General features: G+C 60.8%; 21 protein-coding genes. 5 read left to right on the top strand and 16 right to left on the bottom strand.

Annotated features, from left to right (window positions below; all coding sequences use genetic code 11):
- Positions 1 to 28: 28 nt before the first annotated feature.
- On the top strand, positions 29 to 853 hold the full coding sequence (locus HX811_RS05945; RefSeq protein ID WP_008434745.1) for an ion transporter: 825 nt from the start codon (positions 29 to 31) through the stop codon (positions 851 to 853).
- Positions 854 to 960: 107 nt separating this feature from the next.
- Positions 961 to 1,965 carry a sulfate ABC transporter substrate-binding protein gene (locus tag HX811_RS05940; RefSeq protein WP_063028168.1) on the top strand — a complete coding sequence of 335 codons (1,005 nt, stop codon included), beginning with the start codon at positions 961 to 963 and terminating at the stop codon, positions 1,963 to 1,965.
- Positions 1,966 to 2,102: 137 nt separating this feature from the next.
- Here the strand turns inward: HX811_RS05940 and HX811_RS05935 are convergent, their stop codons facing one another.
- Entirely contained in the window at positions 2,103 to 2,717 is a 615-nt protein-coding gene (locus HX811_RS05935) for a DUF5666 domain-containing protein (RefSeq protein WP_177045189.1), read from the bottom strand.
- Positions 2,718 to 2,895: 178 nt separating this feature from the next.
- Between HX811_RS05935 and HX811_RS05930 the strand changes: the two genes are divergently transcribed.
- Positions 2,896 to 4,092, top strand: coding sequence for an MFS transporter (locus HX811_RS05930; protein WP_177045187.1), 1,197 nt, complete (start codon positions 2,896 to 2,898; stop codon positions 4,090 to 4,092).
- Positions 4,093 to 4,249: 157 nt separating this feature from the next.
- Here HX811_RS05930 and HX811_RS05925 read toward each other — a convergent pair whose 3' ends face one another.
- The 15 genes from HX811_RS05925 to phnC form a co-directional block, all read right to left on the bottom strand.
- On the bottom strand, positions 4,250 to 6,283 hold the full coding sequence (locus tag HX811_RS05925) for a M10 family metallopeptidase C-terminal domain-containing protein (RefSeq protein WP_177045185.1): 2,034 nt from the start codon (positions 6,281 to 6,283) through the stop codon (positions 4,250 to 4,252).
- Between the two features lie 390 nt (positions 6,284 to 6,673).
- Positions 6,674 to 8,170 (bottom strand): M10 family metallopeptidase C-terminal domain-containing protein, encoded by a 1,497-nt coding sequence (locus tag HX811_RS05920; protein ID WP_177045183.1) that lies wholly within the window; start codon positions 8,168 to 8,170, stop codon positions 6,674 to 6,676.
- A 348-nt stretch (positions 8,171 to 8,518) separates the two neighbouring features.
- A complete protein-coding gene (gene phnP, locus HX811_RS05915; RefSeq protein ID WP_003210610.1) occupies positions 8,519 to 9,268 on the bottom strand; it encodes a phosphonate metabolism protein PhnP in 750 nt (249 codons plus the stop codon).
- Positions 9,259 to 9,822, bottom strand: coding sequence for a phosphonate metabolism protein/1,5-bisphosphokinase (PRPP-forming) PhnN (gene phnN / locus HX811_RS05910; RefSeq protein ID WP_177045181.1), 564 nt, complete (start codon positions 9,820 to 9,822; stop codon positions 9,259 to 9,261). The genes phnP and phnN overlap by 10 nt, the downstream gene beginning before the upstream one ends.
- Positions 9,822 to 10,967 (bottom strand): alpha-D-ribose 1-methylphosphonate 5-triphosphate diphosphatase, encoded by a 1,146-nt coding sequence (locus HX811_RS05905; RefSeq protein ID WP_177045179.1) that lies wholly within the window; start codon positions 10,965 to 10,967, stop codon positions 9,822 to 9,824. Before HX811_RS05905 ends, phnN begins: the two co-directional genes overlap by 1 nt.
- Positions 10,957 to 11,676 carry a phosphonate C-P lyase system protein PhnL gene (phnL, locus tag HX811_RS05900; protein WP_008434762.1) on the bottom strand — a complete coding sequence of 240 codons (720 nt, stop codon included), beginning with the start codon at positions 11,674 to 11,676 and terminating at the stop codon, positions 10,957 to 10,959. Before phnL ends, HX811_RS05905 begins: the two co-directional genes overlap by 11 nt.
- Positions 11,676 to 12,485, bottom strand: a complete 810-nt coding sequence (gene phnK / locus HX811_RS05895) for a phosphonate C-P lyase system protein PhnK (protein ID WP_085984643.1) — start codon at positions 12,483 to 12,485, stop codon at positions 11,676 to 11,678. Before phnK ends, phnL begins: the two co-directional genes overlap by 1 nt.
- Positions 12,446 to 13,312, bottom strand: a complete 867-nt coding sequence (locus HX811_RS05890) for an alpha-D-ribose 1-methylphosphonate 5-phosphate C-P-lyase PhnJ (protein ID WP_177045177.1) — start codon at positions 13,310 to 13,312, stop codon at positions 12,446 to 12,448. Before HX811_RS05890 ends, phnK begins: the two co-directional genes overlap by 40 nt.
- Positions 13,305 to 14,381: a carbon-phosphorus lyase complex subunit PhnI gene (locus HX811_RS05885; protein ID WP_177045175.1), complete on the bottom strand. Its 1,077-nt coding sequence runs from the start codon at positions 14,379 to 14,381 to the stop codon at positions 13,305 to 13,307. Before HX811_RS05885 ends, HX811_RS05890 begins: the two co-directional genes overlap by 8 nt.
- Positions 14,381 to 14,971, bottom strand: a complete 591-nt coding sequence (gene phnH / locus HX811_RS05880; RefSeq protein ID WP_177045173.1) for a phosphonate C-P lyase system protein PhnH — start codon at positions 14,969 to 14,971, stop codon at positions 14,381 to 14,383. The genes HX811_RS05885 and phnH overlap by 1 nt, the downstream gene beginning before the upstream one ends.
- A complete protein-coding gene (phnG, locus tag HX811_RS05875) occupies positions 14,971 to 15,408 on the bottom strand; it encodes a phosphonate C-P lyase system protein PhnG (protein ID WP_177045171.1) in 438 nt (145 codons plus the stop codon). The genes phnH and phnG overlap by 1 nt, the downstream gene beginning before the upstream one ends.
- 11 nt (positions 15,409 to 15,419) lie before the next feature.
- A complete protein-coding gene (gene phnF / locus HX811_RS05870; RefSeq protein WP_166742177.1) occupies positions 15,420 to 16,124 on the bottom strand; it encodes a phosphonate metabolism transcriptional regulator PhnF in 705 nt (234 codons plus the stop codon).
- 35 nt (positions 16,125 to 16,159) lie between these two features.
- A complete protein-coding gene (phnE, locus tag HX811_RS05865) occupies positions 16,160 to 16,942 on the bottom strand; it encodes a phosphonate ABC transporter, permease protein PhnE (RefSeq protein WP_003210621.1) in 783 nt (260 codons plus the stop codon).
- A 148-nt stretch (positions 16,943 to 17,090) separates the two neighbouring features.
- The gene (phnD, locus tag HX811_RS05860; protein WP_003210622.1) at positions 17,091 to 18,092 is read right to left on the bottom strand and encodes a phosphonate ABC transporter substrate-binding protein; all 1,002 of its coding nucleotides are present in this window, start codon (positions 18,090 to 18,092) and stop codon (positions 17,091 to 17,093) included.
- 32 nt (positions 18,093 to 18,124) lie between these two features.
- Positions 18,125 to 18,958, bottom strand: a complete 834-nt coding sequence (phnC, locus tag HX811_RS05855; protein WP_003210623.1) for a phosphonate ABC transporter ATP-binding protein — start codon at positions 18,956 to 18,958, stop codon at positions 18,125 to 18,127.
- Between the two features lie 393 nt (positions 18,959 to 19,351).
- Here phnC and HX811_RS05850 point away from each other — a divergent pair, with 393 nt between their 5' ends.
- Together HX811_RS05850 and HX811_RS05845 are read left to right on the top strand one after the other, a co-directional pair.
- On the top strand, positions 19,352 to 19,774 hold the full coding sequence (locus HX811_RS05850) for an NUDIX domain-containing protein (protein WP_177045169.1): 423 nt from the start codon (positions 19,352 to 19,354) through the stop codon (positions 19,772 to 19,774).
- Positions 19,775 to 20,057: 283 nt separating this feature from the next.
- Positions 20,058 to 20,426 carry a DUF6124 family protein gene (locus HX811_RS05845; RefSeq protein WP_218172251.1) on the top strand — a complete coding sequence of 123 codons (369 nt, stop codon included), beginning with the start codon at positions 20,058 to 20,060 and terminating at the stop codon, positions 20,424 to 20,426.
- Positions 20,427 to 20,560 lie beyond the last annotated feature (134 nt).

The raw sequence follows: 20,560 nt of genomic DNA, 5'->3' as shown, positions 1-20,560 counted from the left end.
TCGCTGATCTTCGATTCAGGCGACTTCCATGGACAGCAACAAGCACTGGCGTGAGCGTCTCTACGTCATGGTTTTCCAAAGTGACACCCCGGCCGGCCGACGCTTCGACAGCACCCTGTTGCTGATCATCCTGGCCAGCCTGGTGATCGTGATCCTCGACAGCATCCAGGCAGTCCACGACAACTACGCCAACGTGCTGGCCTATATCGAGTGGGGCTTCACCATCATCTTCGCCATCGAGTACGGCCTGCGGCTGTATTGCTCGCCCAAGCCGTTGCGCTATGCCTTCAGCTTTTATGGGCTGGTGGATTTGCTGGCGATCGTGCCCGGGATCCTCGCGCTGTACTACAGCGACGCGCAGTACCTGCTGATTATCCGAATCATCCGGATGCTGCGGATTTTCCGCGTGCTCAAGCTCGGCCCGTACCTCAAGCAGGCCAACTACCTGATGTCGGCGCTGCGGGGCAGCAAGCAGAAAATCGTGGTGTTCCTGGTCAGCGTCTGCACCCTGGTCACGGTGTTCGGCACCTTGATGTACGTGATCGAAGGCCCGGAGCACGGCTTTACCAGCATTCCCAAGGGCATCTACTGGGCAATCGTGACGCTGACCACCGTGGGCTTTGGCGATATCGTGCCGAAGACCCCGCTGGGCCAGGTGATTTCGTCGCTGGTGATGATCACCGGTTATTCGATCATCGCGGTGCCCACCGGGATCTTCACCGCCGAACTGGCCAACGCCATGCGCGGTGAGCAATTGCAAACGGATTGCCCGGTGTGCAAGAAAAACAGCCATGAGCCCAATGCAGCGTTTTGCTCAAGGTGTGGCAGCGCGCTTTTCAAGAAACTGGAATAAGCAAAGTTCTTTTTAATCTTTAAGCGACTATGCGCCCCCCCGTTATAGTCGCTGGCATATTGCCCCCATGCGTTTCAAAAACCTTCTCGAACAACAAGGAATGAGCAGTGAAAAAACTCGTTAGTGCCTCTCTCCTGGCTGCCGGCCTCGCACTGGCTGGCGTCGTCCAGGCCGCCCCGGTCACCCTGCTCAACGTCTCCTACGACGTGATGCGCGACTTCTACAAGGACTACAACGCCGCCTTCCAGAAGCATTGGGCCGCCGAGCATCCGGACGACAAGCTGACCCTGCAGATGTCCTTCGGAGGTTCGAGCAAACAGGCGCGCTCGGTAATCGACGGCCTGCCGGCTGACGTGATCACCATGAACATGGCCACCGACATCAACGCCCTGGCCGACAACGGCAAACTGGTGCCGGACAACTGGGTTACCCGCCTGCCGAACAACAGTGCGCCGTTCACTTCGGCCACGGTGTTCATCGTGCGCAAAGGCAACCCGAAAGCCCTGAAAGACTGGCCGGACCTGCTCAAGGATGGTGTGCAAGTCATCGTGCCGAATCCGAAGACCTCCGGTAACGGCCGCTACACCTACCTCTCGGCCTGGGGTTATGTGCTGAAGAATGGCGGTGACGAAGAGAAAGCCAAGAAGTTTGTCGGTGACCTGTTCAAGCACGCACCCGTGCTGGACACCGGTGGCCGTGCCGCTACCACCACGTTCATGACCAACCAGATCGGCGACGTGCTGGTGACCTTTGAGAACGAAGCAGAAATGATCGCCCGTGAATTCGGCCGTGATCAGTTCGAAGTGATCTACCCGAGCGTTTCCGCAGAAGCTGAGCCGCCAGTGTCGATCGTCGACAAAGTGGTCGAGAAAAAAGGCACCAAAGTGGCTGCCGAAGAATACCTGAAGTACCTGTGGTCGCCGGAAGGCCAGGAAATTGCCGCCAACAACTACCTGCGTCCACGTGACCCGAAAGTGCTGGCCAAGTACACCGACCGTTTCCCGAAAGTCGACTTCCTGTCGGTAGAGAAGACCTTTGGCGACTGGCGCACCGTGCAGAAGACCCACTTCAATGATGGCGGGGTTTTTGACCAGATCTACTCCGGGCAGTAAACAGCTCTAACTGAAAAAATGCAGTCCAGTGTGGGAGCTGGCTTGCCTGCGATAGCGGTGTATCAGCCAGTACATCTGGCACTGAAACACCGCTATCGCAGGCAAGCCAGCTCCCACATTTGCTATGTATTGGGCCGTTACATCGGCGGCGTCACGCCATCCTTACCCGCAGAAATCGCCTGGGCCGTCACGCTCCCATCCTCACCCTTCGCCGCAAACATCACCACCTTCACCCCAGGCTTCAGCAAGCTGCGATCACCCGGCTCCAGGTTGACGATCGGCACATCATCCGGCACCACGATCTTCTGCTCGCCGCCCTTGTACTTGACGGTCAACGTGCGGCCATCGCTCACCACCAGGTCACCCACGGTGCCGTTGGTCATGCTGCTGCCTTCCTTCAGGTCGAACGCACGGTGCCCATCGCCTGTACCGGCCATCGCCGGTGGGAATACATGCACTTCCAGCGCCGTCAGGGTGCCATCCGCGTTGGGCATGGCCGCCGAACCGATGTAACTGCCGGGCTTGATGTCTTCGATTTTTGCCAGGGTGACCGCACGCACCTGCGTGTCCTTGGTCAGGTGCACGGTGACGTCTTCACCGCTGTTGACCTTGACGTGCATCGCGTCGCCGTCCATCGCGGTAATCGCACCCCGCACGCCGACACGCGGGGCATCTGCGGCCTGGGCAACGCCCACGGTCATCAGCGCGGCCAGGCTGGAGGCCAGGAGCATCTTGTTGAATGTCGTCTTCATGGCAGTCGATTTCCTGTTTATGCAGTTGTGACTGAATGTATCATCGACCTTCAGCGCGAAAGTTAACGTTTCAGTCATTAATTCCCGGCATGAGTGTTATCACCACAGACAGGCTACTCGCGCCCGGGGCCAGTCTTTATCCTCGCTCGCCACAATCCTTCGCTTTTATGAGAACGCCATGAACGCCACGCCCCCCGCTACAAGCACGATGACCCGAGGCATGGTGATGCTGTTTGCGTTCTGTTGCGGCGCCATCGTCGCCAACATCTACTACGCGCAACCGATCATCGAGCTGATCGCCCCGGACATCGGCCTCACGCCGGCCATGGCCAGCCTGATCGTGTCCCTGACCCAGATCGGCTATGCCCTGGGCCTGTTCTTCCTGGTGCCGTTGGGCGACCTGCTGGAAAACCGCCGGCTGATGATCATCACCACCGTGGTGGCCATCGCCAGCCTGCTGGGTGCGGCGTTCACCGAACAGCCGAACCTGTTCCTGCTGGTGTCGCTGCTGATCGGCTTCAGCTCGGTGTCGGTACAGATCCTGATTCCGCTGGCGGCGCACCTGGCGCCGGCTGAATCCCGTGGCCGGGTGGTCGGCAGCATCATGGGCGGCTTGCTGCTGGGTATCCTGCTGGCGCGACCGGTGTCCAGCGTGGTGGCCGACCACTTCGGCTGGCGCGCCATGTTCATGGCCGCCGCGGCACTGATGGCGTTTATCAGCGTGGTGCTGATGCTGACCATCCCCAAGCGCCAACCGGATCACGCGGCCAGCTATGGCCAGTTGCTCGCCTCGCTGCGCACCCTGCTGCGCCGCCAGCCGGTGCTGCGCCAGCGCGCGTTTTACCAGGGCTGCATGTTCGCCACCTTCAGCCTGTTCTGGACCGCCGCCCCGCTGGAACTGTCCCGCAACCACGGCCTGAGCCAAAGCCAGATCGCCCTGTTTGCCCTGGTCGGCGCCCTGGGCGCCATCGCTGCACCCATCGCCGGGCGCCTGGCGGATGCCGGCCACACCCACCGCGCTTCGCTGCTGGCGATGCTGTTTGCCGCACTGAGCTTCCTGCCGGCCTTCGTGCACCCGCTGTACAGCGTGATCGGCCTGGCGGTGACCGGCGTGGTCCTGGACTTCTGCGTGCAGATGAACATGGTCCTTGGCCAGCGCGCCATCTACGCCCTCGACGCCAACAGCCGTAGCCGACTGAACGCGCTGTACATGACCAGCATCTTCATCGGCGGCGCCTTCGGCTCGGCGATTGCCAGCAGCGTGTACGAACACGGCGGCTGGCTGGGGGTGATGCTGGTGGGCAGCGCATTCCCGCTGGTGGCGTTGCTGCGATTCCTGAGCGCCTCGCGGCAAGGGGCGGTGGCGACTGCCTGACCCACCTTACAATCGCATCAACGGCTCCAACGCCGCATCCGCCAGAAATGACGAGTGACGAGGTCAAGGGCTTGCTGACTGATTGGGAATTACCGCCCAGGGATTTATGGGCGGTATCCGCTCCAGGAGGATGGCGAGCGCCCTGGCGCGTTGCTTTTCAGCGCAGGTGAGTAGACAGACCGATCACGTCCTCTGGCCGGATCAAGCGTGTGCTTTTAATCAGGAAGTTTGTCTGACGCCGTCCCAGTAAGTCGATGCCCACAAAGTAACGCCCGCTCTGCTGGTTGTATTTGACGACGGTATCTCCAATACGGCCCGTGTAGCTATCCACCAGCCGCAAGGGCGTTCCGACTTCTGTCATTAAACCCGTCAGATCAATTGTGTCTTGGCCACTGGTGAAATCCATGATCAGGTCAGCGTCGTCATAGGCCGAGTCGCTGGCCTTCTCATACCTGAACGTGTTTCTACCGCCCACACCCCAGAGCGTATCTCCACCTGCCCCGCCGGTGAGAACGTTATCCACCGTATTGCCTATGAGCGTGTCACGGCCTGAGCCGCCAATCGCATTCTCCACGGTGACACCTTTGGCTATACCAACGTTATTGCGCAAGCCGCCTACGCTGGAGGCTGCGCCCTCGCGCAAGTCGATGGTCTGGTTCTGCCGGAAGCCCGAAAAGTCCAGGGTGTCGTCGCCACCTTTGTCCCTCACCAGGAACCTGGGAGCGCCACTCTGGGAGTGCAGGCTAAGGAAGGGATCACCGGTGTTGGAGTTGAAGCCATAGACAGTATCGTGCGGAGCAGGAAAAGGTTCCGGGTTCGGTTGAGGTTCTGGCTTGGGCTCTGGTTGGGGCTCCGGCTTGGAAACTCCAGGTTCGTATGCCCCGCCAGTGACTATGTCACTTGCCTGAATGCCACCCACGCTTTTAATCAGAAAATCCGCTTTGCCCCTGCCAGTGGTGTCGAGACCCAGACTACCGTTTCCGCTGCGCGGGTCATGGCTCAGGACAATATCGCCAGCACGCCCCGTAAACCGCTCAACAATGTTGAAATGCTTGATTGAGGTATTTTTCAATAAGCCCGAAAGGTCAATCTTGTCTGTGCCGCTGGTGAAATCCAGGATTTCGTCAGGCCTGGTGAGTGTCGAGTCACTCGCTCTATCGTAAGCAAACACGTCCGCGCCTGCGCCGCCTGTCAACCTGTCTGAACCCGCTCCACCCTTGAGCCGGTTGCCGGCCTCATTCCCTATGAGCTCATCGTCACCTGAGCCACCTGTGGCATTTTCAATGACAACGCCCTTGGCGATAGACACATTACCCTTCAAGCCACCCACATTGGAAAACGACTCCGCATTCAGGTTGATCTTCTGGTTCTGGGAAAATAGCGAAAAGTTCAGCGTGTCATTCCCGCCCCCGTCCCATACCGAAAATATCGGGGCGTCCTTCGAGGACTCAAGGCTGAAGTGGTCACGGTCAGTATTGGACTCAAAGCCATAAGTAGTATCGGTATTGCGCGTATTGAGATTGGCCCCGTAGAGTTTCTGTGCGGCAGCAATATCATCTTTCATCGGCGTTGAAGGTTCGCGCGATTTGAAGTCATGGCCCGTATGATTGGTTTCCCGCCAGTAGCTCATTACGCTGTGGGCTCTGGTGTCCTGCGTGTACAGGGCATCCGCATAAGAGTGCACAGTTTCACCATAGTCCCCAGGGTGGCCAAGCCCCAGGGCATGTCCCAACTCATGTATGGCCGTTGATAAAAAAACATCGCCATGCCGTGGGGCATCAGAAGCGCCTTTCGTTCCAACCGTAGTGCTCATATCACCGTACCAGCGATTAGGCAGCTCCGACACCCCGCCATTGTCATCGGGATTGGCCTTGATGGTTATTGAACCATCCGGACCTGTCGCCCCCTCCTTGAAGACAATATTTGTCACGTCCTGCCAAGATGTCAGGGCTTTGCGCAAGGACGCTTTCTGTTGCACGGAGAATTGATCGTCAAGGGTGAAGGAAAGCTCGATTTTGTTATCGCCATTACGATCGTAATGCCTCGAACCCTCTCGCAGAATCTGCTTTGCAGCATCATCCGTGGTGAAGGTTTTTTTTGAGGTTGCGCCATCACTGGTAGTGGCCGCATTCAACGTAGATAGCTCATGACTTGATACAGGCGGATTAACAAAAGAAGCAGTGACTCGCATACAAACAACATCCTTTTAGTTGAGACTTTCATTCATCAGGAAACAGACTTTCAACGCGACTGCTTCACTTAACAGCCGCCTTAAAATCTCACATGAAAAAATCGAATGTCACCCCTATGAACGTTTCAATTTAAATATCCAAACAGCCAGAAACACAACGCCAAGTTTTTCAAGCGCACTATATTTATATTCAGAAGTTTCAGATCAGGCCAGCTCTGCATTCAATAGGCGACACGAAGAAAACCGGAGACATATAAACCTACAATGATCCATCGCCTTAACCAGGGCACGAAGACAATCTTCTACACATCCGGCAGCTGCACCACGTGGTGCTGATGGCTGAGAGCCAGGCACTGGAAACAGTGCCAGACTCTGCCTTCACTCTGGCGGTTACCCAGGGGCGCCCGGCTGTTGAAGCAGACCTTTCAATAGCTGCAGCAACGTCGACAATGTCTTGGCGATCATCTCGTTTAACAATGCAAGCGTGGTCGTTTTCGAATCAGGCGCAGGGGGCGGCGCCGGGGACGGCACTACATTTGGCATGGGTAATGGCACCGGCTTGAACCCAGGCGTAGCTCCCGACCACTGCACATCCGTCGACTTGATCTGGCCAACACTGTTGATCAACAACCCCGCTTTGCCACTGCCGTTCAGGTCAACTTCAAGGCTTGACCGGCCCGTGGCGGCGTCGTACTTGAGCAAGGCCTCGCCAGCGCGCCCCGTGAATCGGTCCGTGAACACCAGGGTGCCCACGCCGGCTTCTTTCAATGCGCCCGACAGGTCGATCTTGTCGGTACCGCTGGTAAAGTCCTCGATCAAGTCAGGATCCTGGGGCGTGGAATCACTGGCCTTGTCGTAGACAAACATGTCCGCTCCGCCGCCACCGCGCAACGTATCAGCCCCTGCTCCACCTTTGAGTCGATTGCCCGCCTCGTTACCGATCAGGGTGTCGCGACCGGCCCCACCTGTTGCGTTTTCAATTGTGCACCCCTTGGCAATCGAGACATTGCCCTTCAAGCCGCCCACGTCAGAGAACGACTCGGCATTGAGGTTGATCTTCTGGTTCTGTGAGAACCCTGAAAAGTCCAACGTATCGTCACCACCGCCGTCCCATACGCAAAAAACGGGTTTGTCCGTGGCGCTCTTGAGCGTCATCGCCTCCCGCTCGGTGTTGGAGTTGAAACCATACGTGGTGTCGGTATTGCGGGTTTGGTGATTGGCCCCATACAACCGCTGCGCTGCCGCGATGTCGTCCATCATTGGCGCGGATGGATTCAAAGACTGAAAGTCGTGGCCAGCCTGGTTTTTCTCCGACCAGTAACTCATGACGCTGCGCGCCTTGGTATCCCCGGCATAGACCGCGCCACTGTTGTAGGTAGAGCCGCCACCATTGTAGTTGCCTGGATGCTGCAAGCCGATGGCGTGCCCGATTTCATGTACCGCGGTCACCGAAAAGTGGCTGCCCAGGCCAGGTGTGCTCCCTGCTCTCAGCGTGCCTATCGTCGCGGTCGTGCTGGTGGTGGAGCGCGTGGGTGATGTGGCAACACCACGGTCACCGCGAGGGTTGTTTTTAATGTTTACCGTGCCGTCTGCCCCATCTGCCCGCTCCTTGAGGTTAATGTTGGCAACATCCTGCCAGGACTGCACCGCTTGACGAACACGTTGTTGCTGCTGCGCGGTGAAACTGGGGTCGACGGTGTAGGACAGATCAACTTTCTTGTCGCCGTTACGGTCGTGAAACCGCAGGTTGTCCCGCGAGATCTGCTTGCCGGCCTGATCCGTGGTGTAGGTCGGCTTGGCGGTGGCGCCGAAACCAGTCGGACCGGGGTCAGACTCCGGCAAGTTTTGAAGCATGGGCCTGATGGAGATCGCGTCAAAAACGTTCATGAGAAAGAGCACTCTTTTTTAATTAATAGACGAGCCGGAACATTCGGCATCAGCCATTAAGCTCCCATGCATGGAAAGCACGGGACAGCGCTTATTTAGTTCTCACCGAAACACTTAAAAGCGATGAAACACCCACTAAGAAACTCAATAAATTACTTGCAATTTAAACAACCGAACACACACCAGCCGGTGCAGCAGCGCCTTGGTTTATCAGAAAAAAAACAAAAACCTACACAATGCCGCCAATATGAATACTCCAAACCGGCATCAACAAAGATACATCCACTCAAACTTTTCATCCAAATCCACCAGCGATCAGGACTTCACCGCTTGACATAACTTCCCACGCTAAATCACCCGCCCGTCCCAGCCCACCGTCACATGCCGCGGCAGCTCCCGCCGATGCTGCAACAACCACGCATCCAGCGTATGCCCCACATGGGTCAGCACCCCCAACTGCGCACCCACCTCCTCAATACACTGCAATGCCAGCGTCAGGTCATTGTGATTGCGCGGTGCCTGCGGTTGCGGCGGCATGGAGCAATCGAGTACCAGCACATCCAGCGGCTCGCGTTGCAGCCAATCGCGGGTGGCGGGTGGCAGGCCGACGGTGTCGGTAAGGTAGGCAATGCGCCGCCCTTCACCTTCCAGCAGATACCCCAGGGTGGGCTTGGAATGCAGCAGCGGTAACGCGGTGACGCTCAGTTCACCCAACCGGCGGGTTTCAAACTCGGCAAACGGCTGGCTGAAATCGAGGATGCCGGGGTGCTTGTACAGGTCGGACAACCCTTCCGGATCCACCGGACCATGCACCGGAATCACCAGCCCCTGGCCCCAACGCAAATGCAGCAGGCCTTGGGCATGATCGGCGTGGTAGTGGGTCTGGAGAATCCCGTTGAAACTGCGGGGTGGGAAGCGTTCGGTGAGGTCGGGCAACCCGCTGTCGATCAACCAGCGCTGGTCGCCACACTCGATCAATGCGCTGCATGGGCGGCGGCGCAGGCTCTGGTCATGGCGGGCCAGGCCACAGGCGGCGCACTCACAGCCATACACCGGGACTTGCCGCGCATCGCCGGTGCCCAGCAGTGTCAGGCGCATGCGGGTTGCCCGTCGAGGCAGCCCAGCAAGCGCTCGACCGTGTGTTCCAGTTGGCCGGAATTGTCGAGCAGGAACACATCTGCAGCAGCGCTCAAACCCTCGGCGAATCGCGCATTGCGCGCCAGGCGCAGATCAATATCCGCCAGGGATTCGCGACCCCGCGCCAGCAAGCGCTGGCGCAACACCCCTTGGTCTACCGTCAGCAGCACCACCAGCAGGTTCGGGTAACGCAGCCGGGTTTGCGCCAGATGGCCGCGGGAGCCGTTGACCAGCACATCGTGCCCCGCCGCCAGCCACTCATCGATTTCCCGCGCGATGCCATAGGACAACCCGTTGGCGTGCCAGCTGAGGGCAAATGCGCCCTCGGCCTCCATTGCGGCAAACTGCGCCGGGCTCACCCCCTGTGCCGCTTCGCCCACCGCTTCCGCCGAGCGGGTGATGACCCGCCGCACAATGCGGCAGCCACGCTCGGCCAGACGCGGTCGTGCGGCATCCAGCAGGCTGTCCTTGCCCGAACCCGATGGTCCGATGAGATAGATCAACCTGCCTGCCATCAAAACACCCTCTTCGCTTGTCGCCACACTTGTTGGACCACGGGCAGTCCGTCGCGGCTCCTGGCTTGCACCAGGTCGGCCCGCAGACCCGTGGCGATTTCGCCGCGATCGCTGAGGCCCGCCGCCTGCGCGGGCGCCAGGCTGATCATCCTGACCGCCCGAGAAAGATCGCCGCCGTCCTGTTGATCGGCCAGCACGAACGCCGCCTGCAACAGGCTGGCCGGGTAGTAGTCACTGGAAAGTATATCCAGCAATCCTTCGGCGGCCAGGCCGGCGGCGGCCACATTACCCGAGTGGGACCCGCCACGCACCACGTTCGGCGCGCCCATCAGAACTTTCATGTTCAGTTGCCGGCAGCCACGGGCCGCCTCCAGGGTGGTGGGGAATTCGGCGATGGTCATGCCATAGCGCGCCGACTCCTCCACATGCGCCAACGTCGCATCGTCATGGCTGGCCACCGACAGGCCGCGTTCCAGGCAATGCTCGACGATCGCGGCGCGGTAGCGGTCGCTGTACTCCCTGGAGTTGGCCATTTGCAGCTTGATGAACGCGTCCATGGTCTCGTCGTTCAGGTGGTACTTGCCCATGTAGTACTCACGGTACTTGGATTCAAGCACGAACTGGCGCTGGCCCGGCGAGTGGTCCATCACTGACACCAACTGCACCAACGGGTTTTCCACCAGGTCGCGGAACACGCTCAGGGTGTCGGGGTGGCACAGCTCGCAGCGCAGGTGCAGGTGGTGTTCGGCGCGGGTCAGGCCGGCGCTTTCTGCTGCCGCGATGGCGTTGAGCATCGCCGGCAGTTTCTGCATGCGGTTGCCCTTGGGGTTCACATCGCCGATGGACACCGCGTCGAACACCGTGGTGATGCCGGCCGCGATGATCTGCGCATCATGGCTGAGCACCGCCGAGGTCGACGGCCAGTCCACACCGGGGCGCGGGGTCATGTGTTTTTCCAGGTTGTCGGTGTGCAGTTCCACCAGGCCCGGCAACAGGAAATCCCCGTCAAGGTCCTGGGCCTGGGGCAGTTGGCTGCGGCCTTCGGCGATGTCGACGATCAGCCCATCACGCAGCACGACGCTGCCAAGGAACATGCGATCAGCCGTCACCAGCCGGGCATTACTGAGGATCTGTTCAGCGGGCATGGGCGTATTCCTCTTGGGCAACAGGCGCGGGGGTCATGTCGAAATGGCGGTCTGCGACCGCTTCACGGGCGGCGCGGTCGTGGAAGATGCCGATCAAGGCCGCGCCGGCAGCCTTGGCTTCGTTCATCAGTTCCAGCACCACCTGGCGGTTGCTGTCGTCGAGGGACGCGGTGGGTTCGTCCAGCAGCATCACCGGCCAATCCACCATGAAGCCGCGGGCGATGTTGACCCGCTGTTGCTCGCCGCCGGAGAACGTACCGGGTGCCAGCTGCCACAGGCGTTGCGGGATATTCAGGCGGGTCAGCAGATGCTCGGCGCGCGACTGTGCATTGGCCTTCGACCAACCACGGGCCAGGGCGGGCTCCATCACCACATCCAGGCAGGCCACCCGCGGGATCACCCGCAGAAACTGGCTGACGTAGCCGAGGGTCTGCTGGCGCACCTGCAACACCTCACGCGGTTCGGCACCGACCAGCTCCAGCCATTCGCCAAGGTGCTGTACCCGGATGCTGCCGCCCGCCGGCAGATAGTTACCGTACAGGGTGCGCAGCAACGTGCTTTTACCGGCGCCAGACTGGCCATGCAGCACCAGGCACTCACCGCCTTTCACGCTGAACTCCACCCCGCGCAGCACGTTCAGCACCACGCCGTTCTGCTGGTGCAAGGTGAAGGTTTTCGAGAGGTCACGGACCTCGATCAAGGCATTCATCATGGCTGCAATACCGAAGACACCAGCAGTTGAGAGTAAGGGTGCTGTGGATCGTCGAGGATCTGGTCCGTCAGCCCGGTTTCCACCACGCGCGAGCGGCGCATCACCATCAGGCGGTCGGCCAGCAGGCGCGCCACGGCGAGGTCGTGGGTGACGATCACCACCGCCAGGTCCAGCTCGCGAACGAGGCCGCGCAACAGGTCGAGCAAGCGCGCCTGTACCGACACGTCCAGGCCGCCGGTGGGTTCGTCCATAAACACAAGGCGCGGGCTGGAGACCAGGTTGCGGGCGATTTGCAAGCGTTGTTGCATGCCGCCGGAGAAGGTCCGGGGCAAGTCGTCGATGCGCTGCGGGTCGATTTCCACCTGGCCCAGCCAGTCGAGGCCGGCGCCACGCAGTTGCTCATAGTTGCGCACGCCCTGGGCCATCAGGCGCTCGCCGATATTGGCGCCGGCCGACACGCCCATGCGCAAACCGTCCCGAGGGTTTTGCTCGACAAAGCCCCATTCGGTGCGCAGCAAGGTGCGACGTTCGGCTTCGCTGGCGCTGTACAGATCCAGCCATTCACCGTCCTTGCCGCGATAGCCGATGTGGCCGGCCTGCGGTGGCAGACGCCCGCTGAGCAGCGAGAGCAAGGTGGACTTGCCCGAGCCCGACTCACCAACAATCCCCAACACTTCACCGGGGTACAAATCGAAGCTGACGTCCTGGCAGCCCTTCTCTTCCCCGTACAACAACGACAGGTCACGCACTTGCAAAAGAGGCTGGCTCACTGGTTGTTCTCCTTGACCCGTTGGGCGCAATACCAGGTGTCGGAACACACAAAACTCTGGGTACCGGCGTCGTCGAGAATCAGCTCATCGAGGAACGATTCATGGCTGCCGCAGATCGCGCAGGTGTGTTCCCACTTCTGCACTTCGAACGGATGGTCTTCAAAGTCGAGGCTGGTGACCTGGGTGTACGGCGGCAACGCGTACAGGCGCTTTTCGCGACCGGCACCGAACAGCATCAGCGCCGGGCTCATGTCGAGTTTCGGGTTGTCGAATTTCGGGATTGGCGAGGGGTCCATCACGTAGCGCTCATCCACCATCACCGGGTAGGCGTAGCTGGTGGCGATATGGCCGAAGGTGGCGATGTCCTCGTAGAGCTTGACGTGCATCACCCCGTAGTCATTCAGGGCGTGCATGGTGCGGGTCTCGGTTTCCGACGGTTCGATAAAACGCAGCGGCTCCGGGATCGGCACCTGGTAGACCATGATCTGGTCGGCCTGCAACGGAGTTTCCGGGATGCGGTGGCGGGTCTGGATCACCGTCGCGTCCGGGGTGCTTTCGGTGGTGGCGACGCCCGCCGTACGGGCGAAGAAGCGGCGGATCGACACGGCGTTGGTGGTGTCGTCGGCGCCCTGGTCGATCACCTTGAGCACGTCGTCAGCCCCCAGGATCGCGGCGGTCAGTTGCATGCCGCCGGTGCCCCAACCGTAAGGCAGCGGCATCTCGCGGCCACCGAACGGCACCTGGTAACCGGGGATCGCCACGGCCTTGAGCAAGGCGCGGCGGATCATGCGTTTGGTCTGCTCGTCGAGGTAGGCGAAGTTGTACGCCGGGTCACGCGCAGGCGCTTGAGTCAGGTCATTCATGGCGGGTGCCCTCGGCCGGTTGGCGCAGTTTGCGGATCAGTTCCAGCTCGGACTGGAAGTCCACGTAGTGAGGCAATTTGAGGTGGGAAACAAAGCCCGCCGCCTCGACGTTGTCGCAGTGGGACAGCACGAATTCTTCCTGCTGGGCCGGCGAGACGATCTCTTCGTTGAACTCATTGGCCCGCAGCGAGCGGTCCACCAGGGCCATGCCCATCGCCTTGCGTTCGGCATGCCCGAATGCCAGGCCGTAGCCCCGGGTGAACTGCGCCAGCTCGGTGGCCGAGCCGACGAATTGGTTGACCATCTCGCACTCGGTGACTTCGATGCTGCCCAGGCAGACCGGGAAACCCAGCTCCTCCGGGTCGATCCACACCTCGACGTCGCCGATGCGAATCTCACCGGCAAACGGGTGGTTGCGACCGTAGCCTCGCTGGGTCGAGTAACCCAGTGCCAGCAGGAAACCTTCATCGCCACGGGCCAGGGCTTGCAGGCGCTGGGCGCGGTTGGCCGGGTATTCCAGCGGGTCGCGGGTGATGTCGGCGACGCTGCCGGTGTCGTCGGATTCGTTCTTGATCAGCCCTTCCTTGGCCAGCAGGCCGAGTACCCGAGGGCACGGTTCCAGAGTCGCATCCGGCGTGGTTTGCGGGCCCGGGTATTCACCTTCGGCCAGCAGTGCGAAGTCCAGCAGGCGGTGGGTGTAATCGAAGGTCGGGCCCAGCAGTTGCCCGCCCGGCACGTCCTTGAAAGTCGCCGACAAACGCCGACTCAGTGACATCTGCGCGGTATCGATCGGCAGGCTCGGGCTGAAGCGCGGCAACGTGGTGCGGTAGGCCCGCAGCAGGAAGATCGCTTCCACCAGATCCCCCGCCGCTTGCTTGATCGCCAGTGCGGCCAACTCCGTGTCGTACAGCGAGCCTTCGCTCATCACTCGCGCGACCGCCAGCGGCAGTTGCTCGCGGATCTGCTCCACGCTCAGTTCCGCAATGGAAGTATCGCCCCGGCGCTTTTTCGCCAGCAGGCGGTGGGCATTGTCGATGGCCTGTTCGCCACCCTTGACGGCTACGTACATCAGGCATGCTCCTGTGCAATTCGGGTGCTGCGTGGCAGGCCGATCAGGTGATGGCCGGCGGCGAACAACACGTCCAGGCCACGGGGAAAGGTTTCCCGGCGTTGGCGTTCGAGCCAGAATGCTTGAGGCACCGGCAGGTTGACCTGACGCTGGGTCTTGATCCCCGGACCGCGCCAGTTCAAGGCGCGACCGGCTTCCAGGTCGGTCAACTGGACCAGCAAGGTGCAGGACTGATCGGGGTAACGGTCGTTGCCGTGGTTGAAGCCGCTGAGGTCGAGCAAGTCCTGTTCACCGAGCAAGGCGAACGCGGCCTCTTCCCGGTTGGCGGTCAGCGGGCAGCCGCAGTGGAAGGCCAGGTTGGCACGGATCAGCGGCGTGTCGAAGCACGGCGCCAGCCAGAGCGGGGTGTCCATATCCAGCAGCGCCAGGCACAGCGCATAGGTAGCCGGGGCCAGGCCTTCAAGGCTGGGGGCCGCGGGCAAGGACTGGATCAGGCCGGGCTCGGCGAGGGCCTTGAGGGCCCCGCGAAAACCGCGCTGGGCGTCCAGCACCGGGTCTACAAAGGCCGGTTGCAAGCGTTGGGCATTCATCAGTTTTCTCCTCGAACCAGGGTGAAGAACTCGACCTTGGTGGCGGCGGTGTCGGTCTCTTTTTGCGCCCGGCGCTCGGCCTGGGCGTTGGCCAGTGCGCCGATCAGGTCGCTGAGCCAGGGGCTCGGGTGCGCGCCCTGCAAATGCGCATCCGCCAGGGCCGCCAGTTCGGCGTGGACCTTGTCGCGCCCGGCCAGGTAGCTGTAGCCGGTGCGCCCGTCAGCCAGGCGCACCACGCAGCGGGTCACGCTCATTTCGCCGAGGTTGAACGGCGCGCCATTGCCGCCCATGCGGCCACGCACCAGGGTCATGCCGATTTCCGGGGCGCGGATCAGTTGGTAATCCACGTCGCGCAGGGCGTCTTCATGGGGCAGCAATTCACTGCGAAAGGCGCGGGCGAGCACGCCGATCCAGTGTTGACGCGGGGACAGGTTCATCGGGGTCTCCATCAGGTCACCACTTGGTACTGGAAGCGATCCGAACGGCTGGTGGACTGCGCCAGCTCCACCGGGCGGCCGTCGCGATCGCGGGAAAGGGTGAATACGGTGAGCGCCGGCAAGTGCCGGGGCATCATCAGCAGTGCGGCTTCGTCGCGGTTGGGCAAACGCGCGCCGATCAGGCTTTGGGTGCGGGTCAACGGCAGGTCGCGTTCACGCAGGTACTGGCGCAGGGAGCCGCCGTTGTAGTCCGCCAGCAGCGGCGCATGGCTGGCGCAGTAACGGTGGCGGATCAGGCTGACCGGCTGGTGGTCGAGCTTGCGCAGGGTTTGCAACTCGATCATCGGCGCCATCTCGGCGATGCCCAGTTGCTGGGCCTCTTCGCGGCTGGCAAAGCAGTAGCGGCGCTTGAGCAGCATCGCTTCCACGCCCACGCCTTGGGCCGACAAGGACTGGCTGTAGGAGGTCTCGGCGCCCATCGGGTAAATCAGCGGGCGGTCCAGCACCTGGGTGCCTTTGCCCTGGCGGCGCAACAGGCTGCCTTCGAACACCAGCTCGTCGATGGCGCGGCGCAGGGTGTGGCGGTTGACGCCGAAGCGTTCAGCCAGTTGCACCTCGCCCGGCAGGAATTCACCGGCCTGGTAGCTGCTCAGTTCGCGGCGCAGGATGTCGGCGAGTTCGCGGTACACCGGCTCATCTTGTCTAGACAACTGCATGCTTAAAAAAAGCGCCCTGGGGCACCCCTCCGACGTCAGATGAACTGCTTGCGCAGGCGTTGGGACAGCACGTCGATACAGCTCACCACCACGATGATCACCAGCAGCACCGCGCAGGTCTGCACGAACTGGAACGCGCGGATGTTCTCCCAGAGGATCACGCCGATCCCGCCGGCACCGACCATCCCCACCACCGTCGCCGAACGCACGTTGGCCTCGAAGCGGTAGAGCGCGTAGGACACCCACAGCGGCATCACTTGCGGGATCACGCCGTAGATCACTTCCTGCAAGGCACTGGCACCGGTGGCTCGCACACCTTCAACGGGGCCCGGGTCGATGGCTTCGACGGCTTCGGCAAACAGCTTGGCGAGGACCCCGGTGGTGCTGATCCACAAGGCCAGGACACCGGCAAAAGGACCGAGGCCGACGGCGACCACGAACAACATCGCGAACACCATTTCGTTGATCGAACGGAAGGCGTCCATCACCCGGCGCAGCGGCTGGTGAATCCACCATGGGGTGATGTTGTCGGCGCACAGGATGCCCAGGGGCACCGAGCAGACGATCGCCAGCACCGTGCCCCAGAGGGCGATTTGCACGGTGACGATCATCTCCTTGAGGTAGGAGCGCCATTCGTGGAAGTCCGGCGGGAAGAAGTCGGCGGCGAAGGTCGCCATGTTTCCGGAATCGCGGTACAGCGCCAGCGGGTTCATCTCGGCGCCGTGCCAGGCCCAGGCCAGCAGGATCAGGAACAGGCCCCAGCCCAGGTATTGCGGCCAAGTCCTTTTGCCCACTGCTTCAGCATGCAAGGTAGTCATGGGTCACTCTCGGTGTAGGGTTGGAACTGGGCTTAATGTGGGAGCGGGCTTGCTCGCGAATGCGGTGACTCAGTCGCCGGATGCGTTGAATGACACACCGTATTCGCGAGCAAGCCCGCTCCCACATGAACCCGATTCCTACAGGGGGTTAGCCATTGGCGGCAGTCTTCTTGTCCAGTTCGGTGATGCGCTCTTGCAGCTTGGCCAGGTCGGCGTCGATGTCGGCGAGCTTCCTGGCCTTGTCAGCCGCTTCCAGCTTGTCGTCGGCGCTGATGGTGGTGCGCTGCTTGAACAGCTCCAGTTGGCGGATCGGCAACAACTGGTCGTCGCTGGACTTGAGGAACTTGCCCAGTTGCATGTTCTTCAGCACGGCCTTCTCTTCGTCGGTGTCACCGTAGTTGGCGAAGAAGTCGCGGATCTTGGTCTTCTCGCTGTCGCTCAGGGCCTTGCTCCACACCATCGGGTCAGCCGGGATCAGCGGCGACTTCCAGATCACCTTGAGCATGGCGGCCTTGTCCGGTTGGGTGACTTCCAGGCGGTCCCAGCTTTCGGTGTTGAAGGTGGCGACGTCCAACTGCCCCTTGGCCACGCTCAATGCGTTGACTTCATGGCTGGAGTTGAGGGTGCGCTTGAAGGCGGTGGCAGCGTCGACGTGGTTCTTGGCGAACACGTAGTAGCCGGGTACCAGGTAGCCCGAAGTGGAGTTCGGGTCACCGTTGCCGAAGGTCAGGTTCTTGGCGTTCTTGAGCATGTCATCGACGTTGTTGATCGGGCTGTCCTTGCGCACGATCAGCACGCTCCAGTAACCGGCAGCCCCGTTGGCGGCGGCGGTCTGGGCGAAGATTTCGCCGTTGGAACGGTCCACCGCTTCCATCGCGGCCTTGTTGCCCAGCCAGGCCACGTCGACCTTGTTGAAGCGCATGCCCTGGATCAGGCCGGCGTAGTCGGAAGCGAAGGTGGCGTTGATGGTGAGGCCGGTCTTCTTGTGCATGTCATCCAGGAAGGGCTGCCAGATGCTCTTGAGGTTCTGCGAAGACTCGGTGGACATGATGCCGAAATTAATCGCCTTGTCGGCGGCCTGGGCAGTGCCCATGGCCACGCTGGCAAGCAGCACGGCAGACAGAAACACATGACCGATACGGTTCAACATGGAGAGGATTCCTGTGGGTCGTTAGTAAGGTTTCAAGCGCGGGCCAGGGCCAACCGTGCGGGGACGACGGGTGTGCGGGTCTGGTCGGAAAACATCAGGCTGGTGTCGACATCGGCACCGTACAAATCGTTGAGGAACTGGCTGCTCAGCTCGCTGGCCTGGCCGTCGAAGTGAATCCGCCCGCCCTTGAGCGCCACGGCTCGCGGGCAATAACGCATGGCGTAATCGACCTGGTGCAGGGTGACCACCACGGTCTTGCCGTCGCGGCCGTTGATGTCGGCGAGGATCTCCATGACCTTGCGCGCCGACTCTGGGTCCAGGGAGGCGATGGGTTCATCCGCCAGGATCACTTCGGCGCGTTGCGTCAAAGCGCGGGCGATTGCCACGCGTTGCTGCTGGCCGCCGGACAAGGTGGAGGCGCGCTGGCTGGCCAGGTCTGCCAGGCCGACGCGGGCCAGGGATTCCATGGCGAACTGTTTTTCCTCGGCATTGAACAAACCGAGGTTGCCGCGCCAGCGCGGCATGCGACCCAGGCAACCGAGCAGTACGTTGTCGAGCACGCTCAGGCGGTTGACCAGGTTGAACTGCTGGAAGATGTAGCCGATGTCGGCGCGCAGGCGCCGCACCTTGCCATTCAACCGCCCGCTGGCCTGCACTTCCCGGCCCAGCACCTTGACGCTGCCGCCGTTGCTCTTGTCGCAACAGGCCAGGCCCGCGAGGTGGCGCAGCAAGGTGGACTTGCCGGAGCCGGAAGCGCCAATCAGCGCGACCATCTCACCGGTGGCAACGGTGAGTTCGAGGTCGACCAGCGCGGATTTCTTCGCAAAGGTCTTGTTCAGATGATCGACATGGATAGCTGGAGTCATGGGCTTCTCTGTCTGGTTGAACAGCCATCCGTGGCTGCGTTTGAGTTCAAACGACAGTAGGCGCGGGCTGTGTCAGCCCTATGACTTGCACATGACTGGAGTAAAACCGTTTGATGAAGGTTTGATGAAAGGTTGGAAGTAGCTGTAGGACGTTGATCGTTCCCACGCTCTGCGTGGGAATGCCGCCTCGGACGCTCTGCGTCCATTGAAGTCTTGCGCAGTGGTGACGCGGAGCGTCACGGGATGCATTCCCACGCAGAGCGTGGGAACGATCCATACCTAACCTGTGGCGAGGGAGCTTGCTCCCTCGCCACAAGGTCTTCGCCCGGCATTGGAAATGTGCCGGACTGTGGTGCAATAGCTGGCCGCCAATATGTGCAAAAGGACAACGTGATGGGAAAAGACAAGGCATGTCCGGTCATCCTACGAACCCGCCAATCCCTGGAAATCCTCGCCTTCAAACACCCACTGGCAGGTCTTCAACTGGTCAAGGGCAGCGTGGAGCCTGGCGAAAGTACCGAGGCTGCGGCAGTTAGAGAGCTGCTTGAAGAGGCCGGGATAACCGGCAAGGTGATACGTGACCTCGGCACTTGGCACTCAGCGTCCACGGGGCATACATGGGCCTTTCATCAATGCCTGATCCCTGAAGACCTGCCAGATACCTGGACCCATTTTGCAGAGGATGATGGCGGCCACGAGTTCCAGTTCTTCTGGCACCCGCTGGCGAGCGAACCGTCAGAAGAGTGGCATCAGGTGTTTAAAGATGCCCTGGAGTTTCTAAAGCCGCGCCTTGCCGAAGTATCGCTTCAGGAATAATCAAGATCCCGGTAAATCGGTGATTTTTCCTACGATCTCTATGGCTTGCAGCAGCCTTAACTCGCCGCTAGCCTCTCCAAGTCGCTGCTCATCAGCGATCGGGTTTGGTCGCCCGGGTTAGAATGGCGCACAGTGCCGCGCAAGCGGCATTATCGTGTTCGCTTTATGGCGAGCTGTGCGTGGGAGGGCCCTGGCCCTGCCGGGTTTCCATTCCCTGGTCGACCAACCTGCGTACAGCTCGCCACCCACCTGCTTGGTCGCAGATGTGGTGAGCTCCAACTGAATGGAGAGTCATTACATTTACAAGGTCACGCCTAATCCGCCAGAAACGTCTGGCTCCAAGTCTGAAAAAAACAAGCTTCAGGACGTCGCCCAGCGGGCCATCGATCACTACCTGAAACCCGCCGAAACCAAAGCGTCCACCAATGAAAAAAACCACTTCAGTCTGTTCACCGTATCAGCCAACGTTGAAACGGAAGCACTGCTGAGCAACGCCTACGAAACACTCCAGTCTGCCAATGCAATGGCGTTGGACCTTTCCGAAAACATTGATGGCAAAGACCGCAGCCTGGTATTGGCGATGCAACAACTGCTGGAGTTGGGATTGTTGTTGGTGGATAGAGCGCTGGATCGAGAGTGCCCAGTGGCCTGATCAAAACCGAAATCCAACTGGCAACATAAATCCAATGTGGGAGCGGGCTTGCTCGCGAATGCAGAGGGTCAGTCAATACATCGGGTGACTGATCCACCGCTTTCGCGAGCAAGCCCGCTCCCACATTTTGATTT

The organism is Pseudomonas sp. F8002 (assembly GCF_013385495.1).
Taxonomy (GTDB): Bacteria; Pseudomonadota; Gammaproteobacteria; order Pseudomonadales; family Pseudomonadaceae; genus Aquipseudomonas.
The sequence above is the reverse complement of the archived record's forward strand: the minus strand, read 5'-3'. Positions and strand labels throughout refer to the sequence as shown.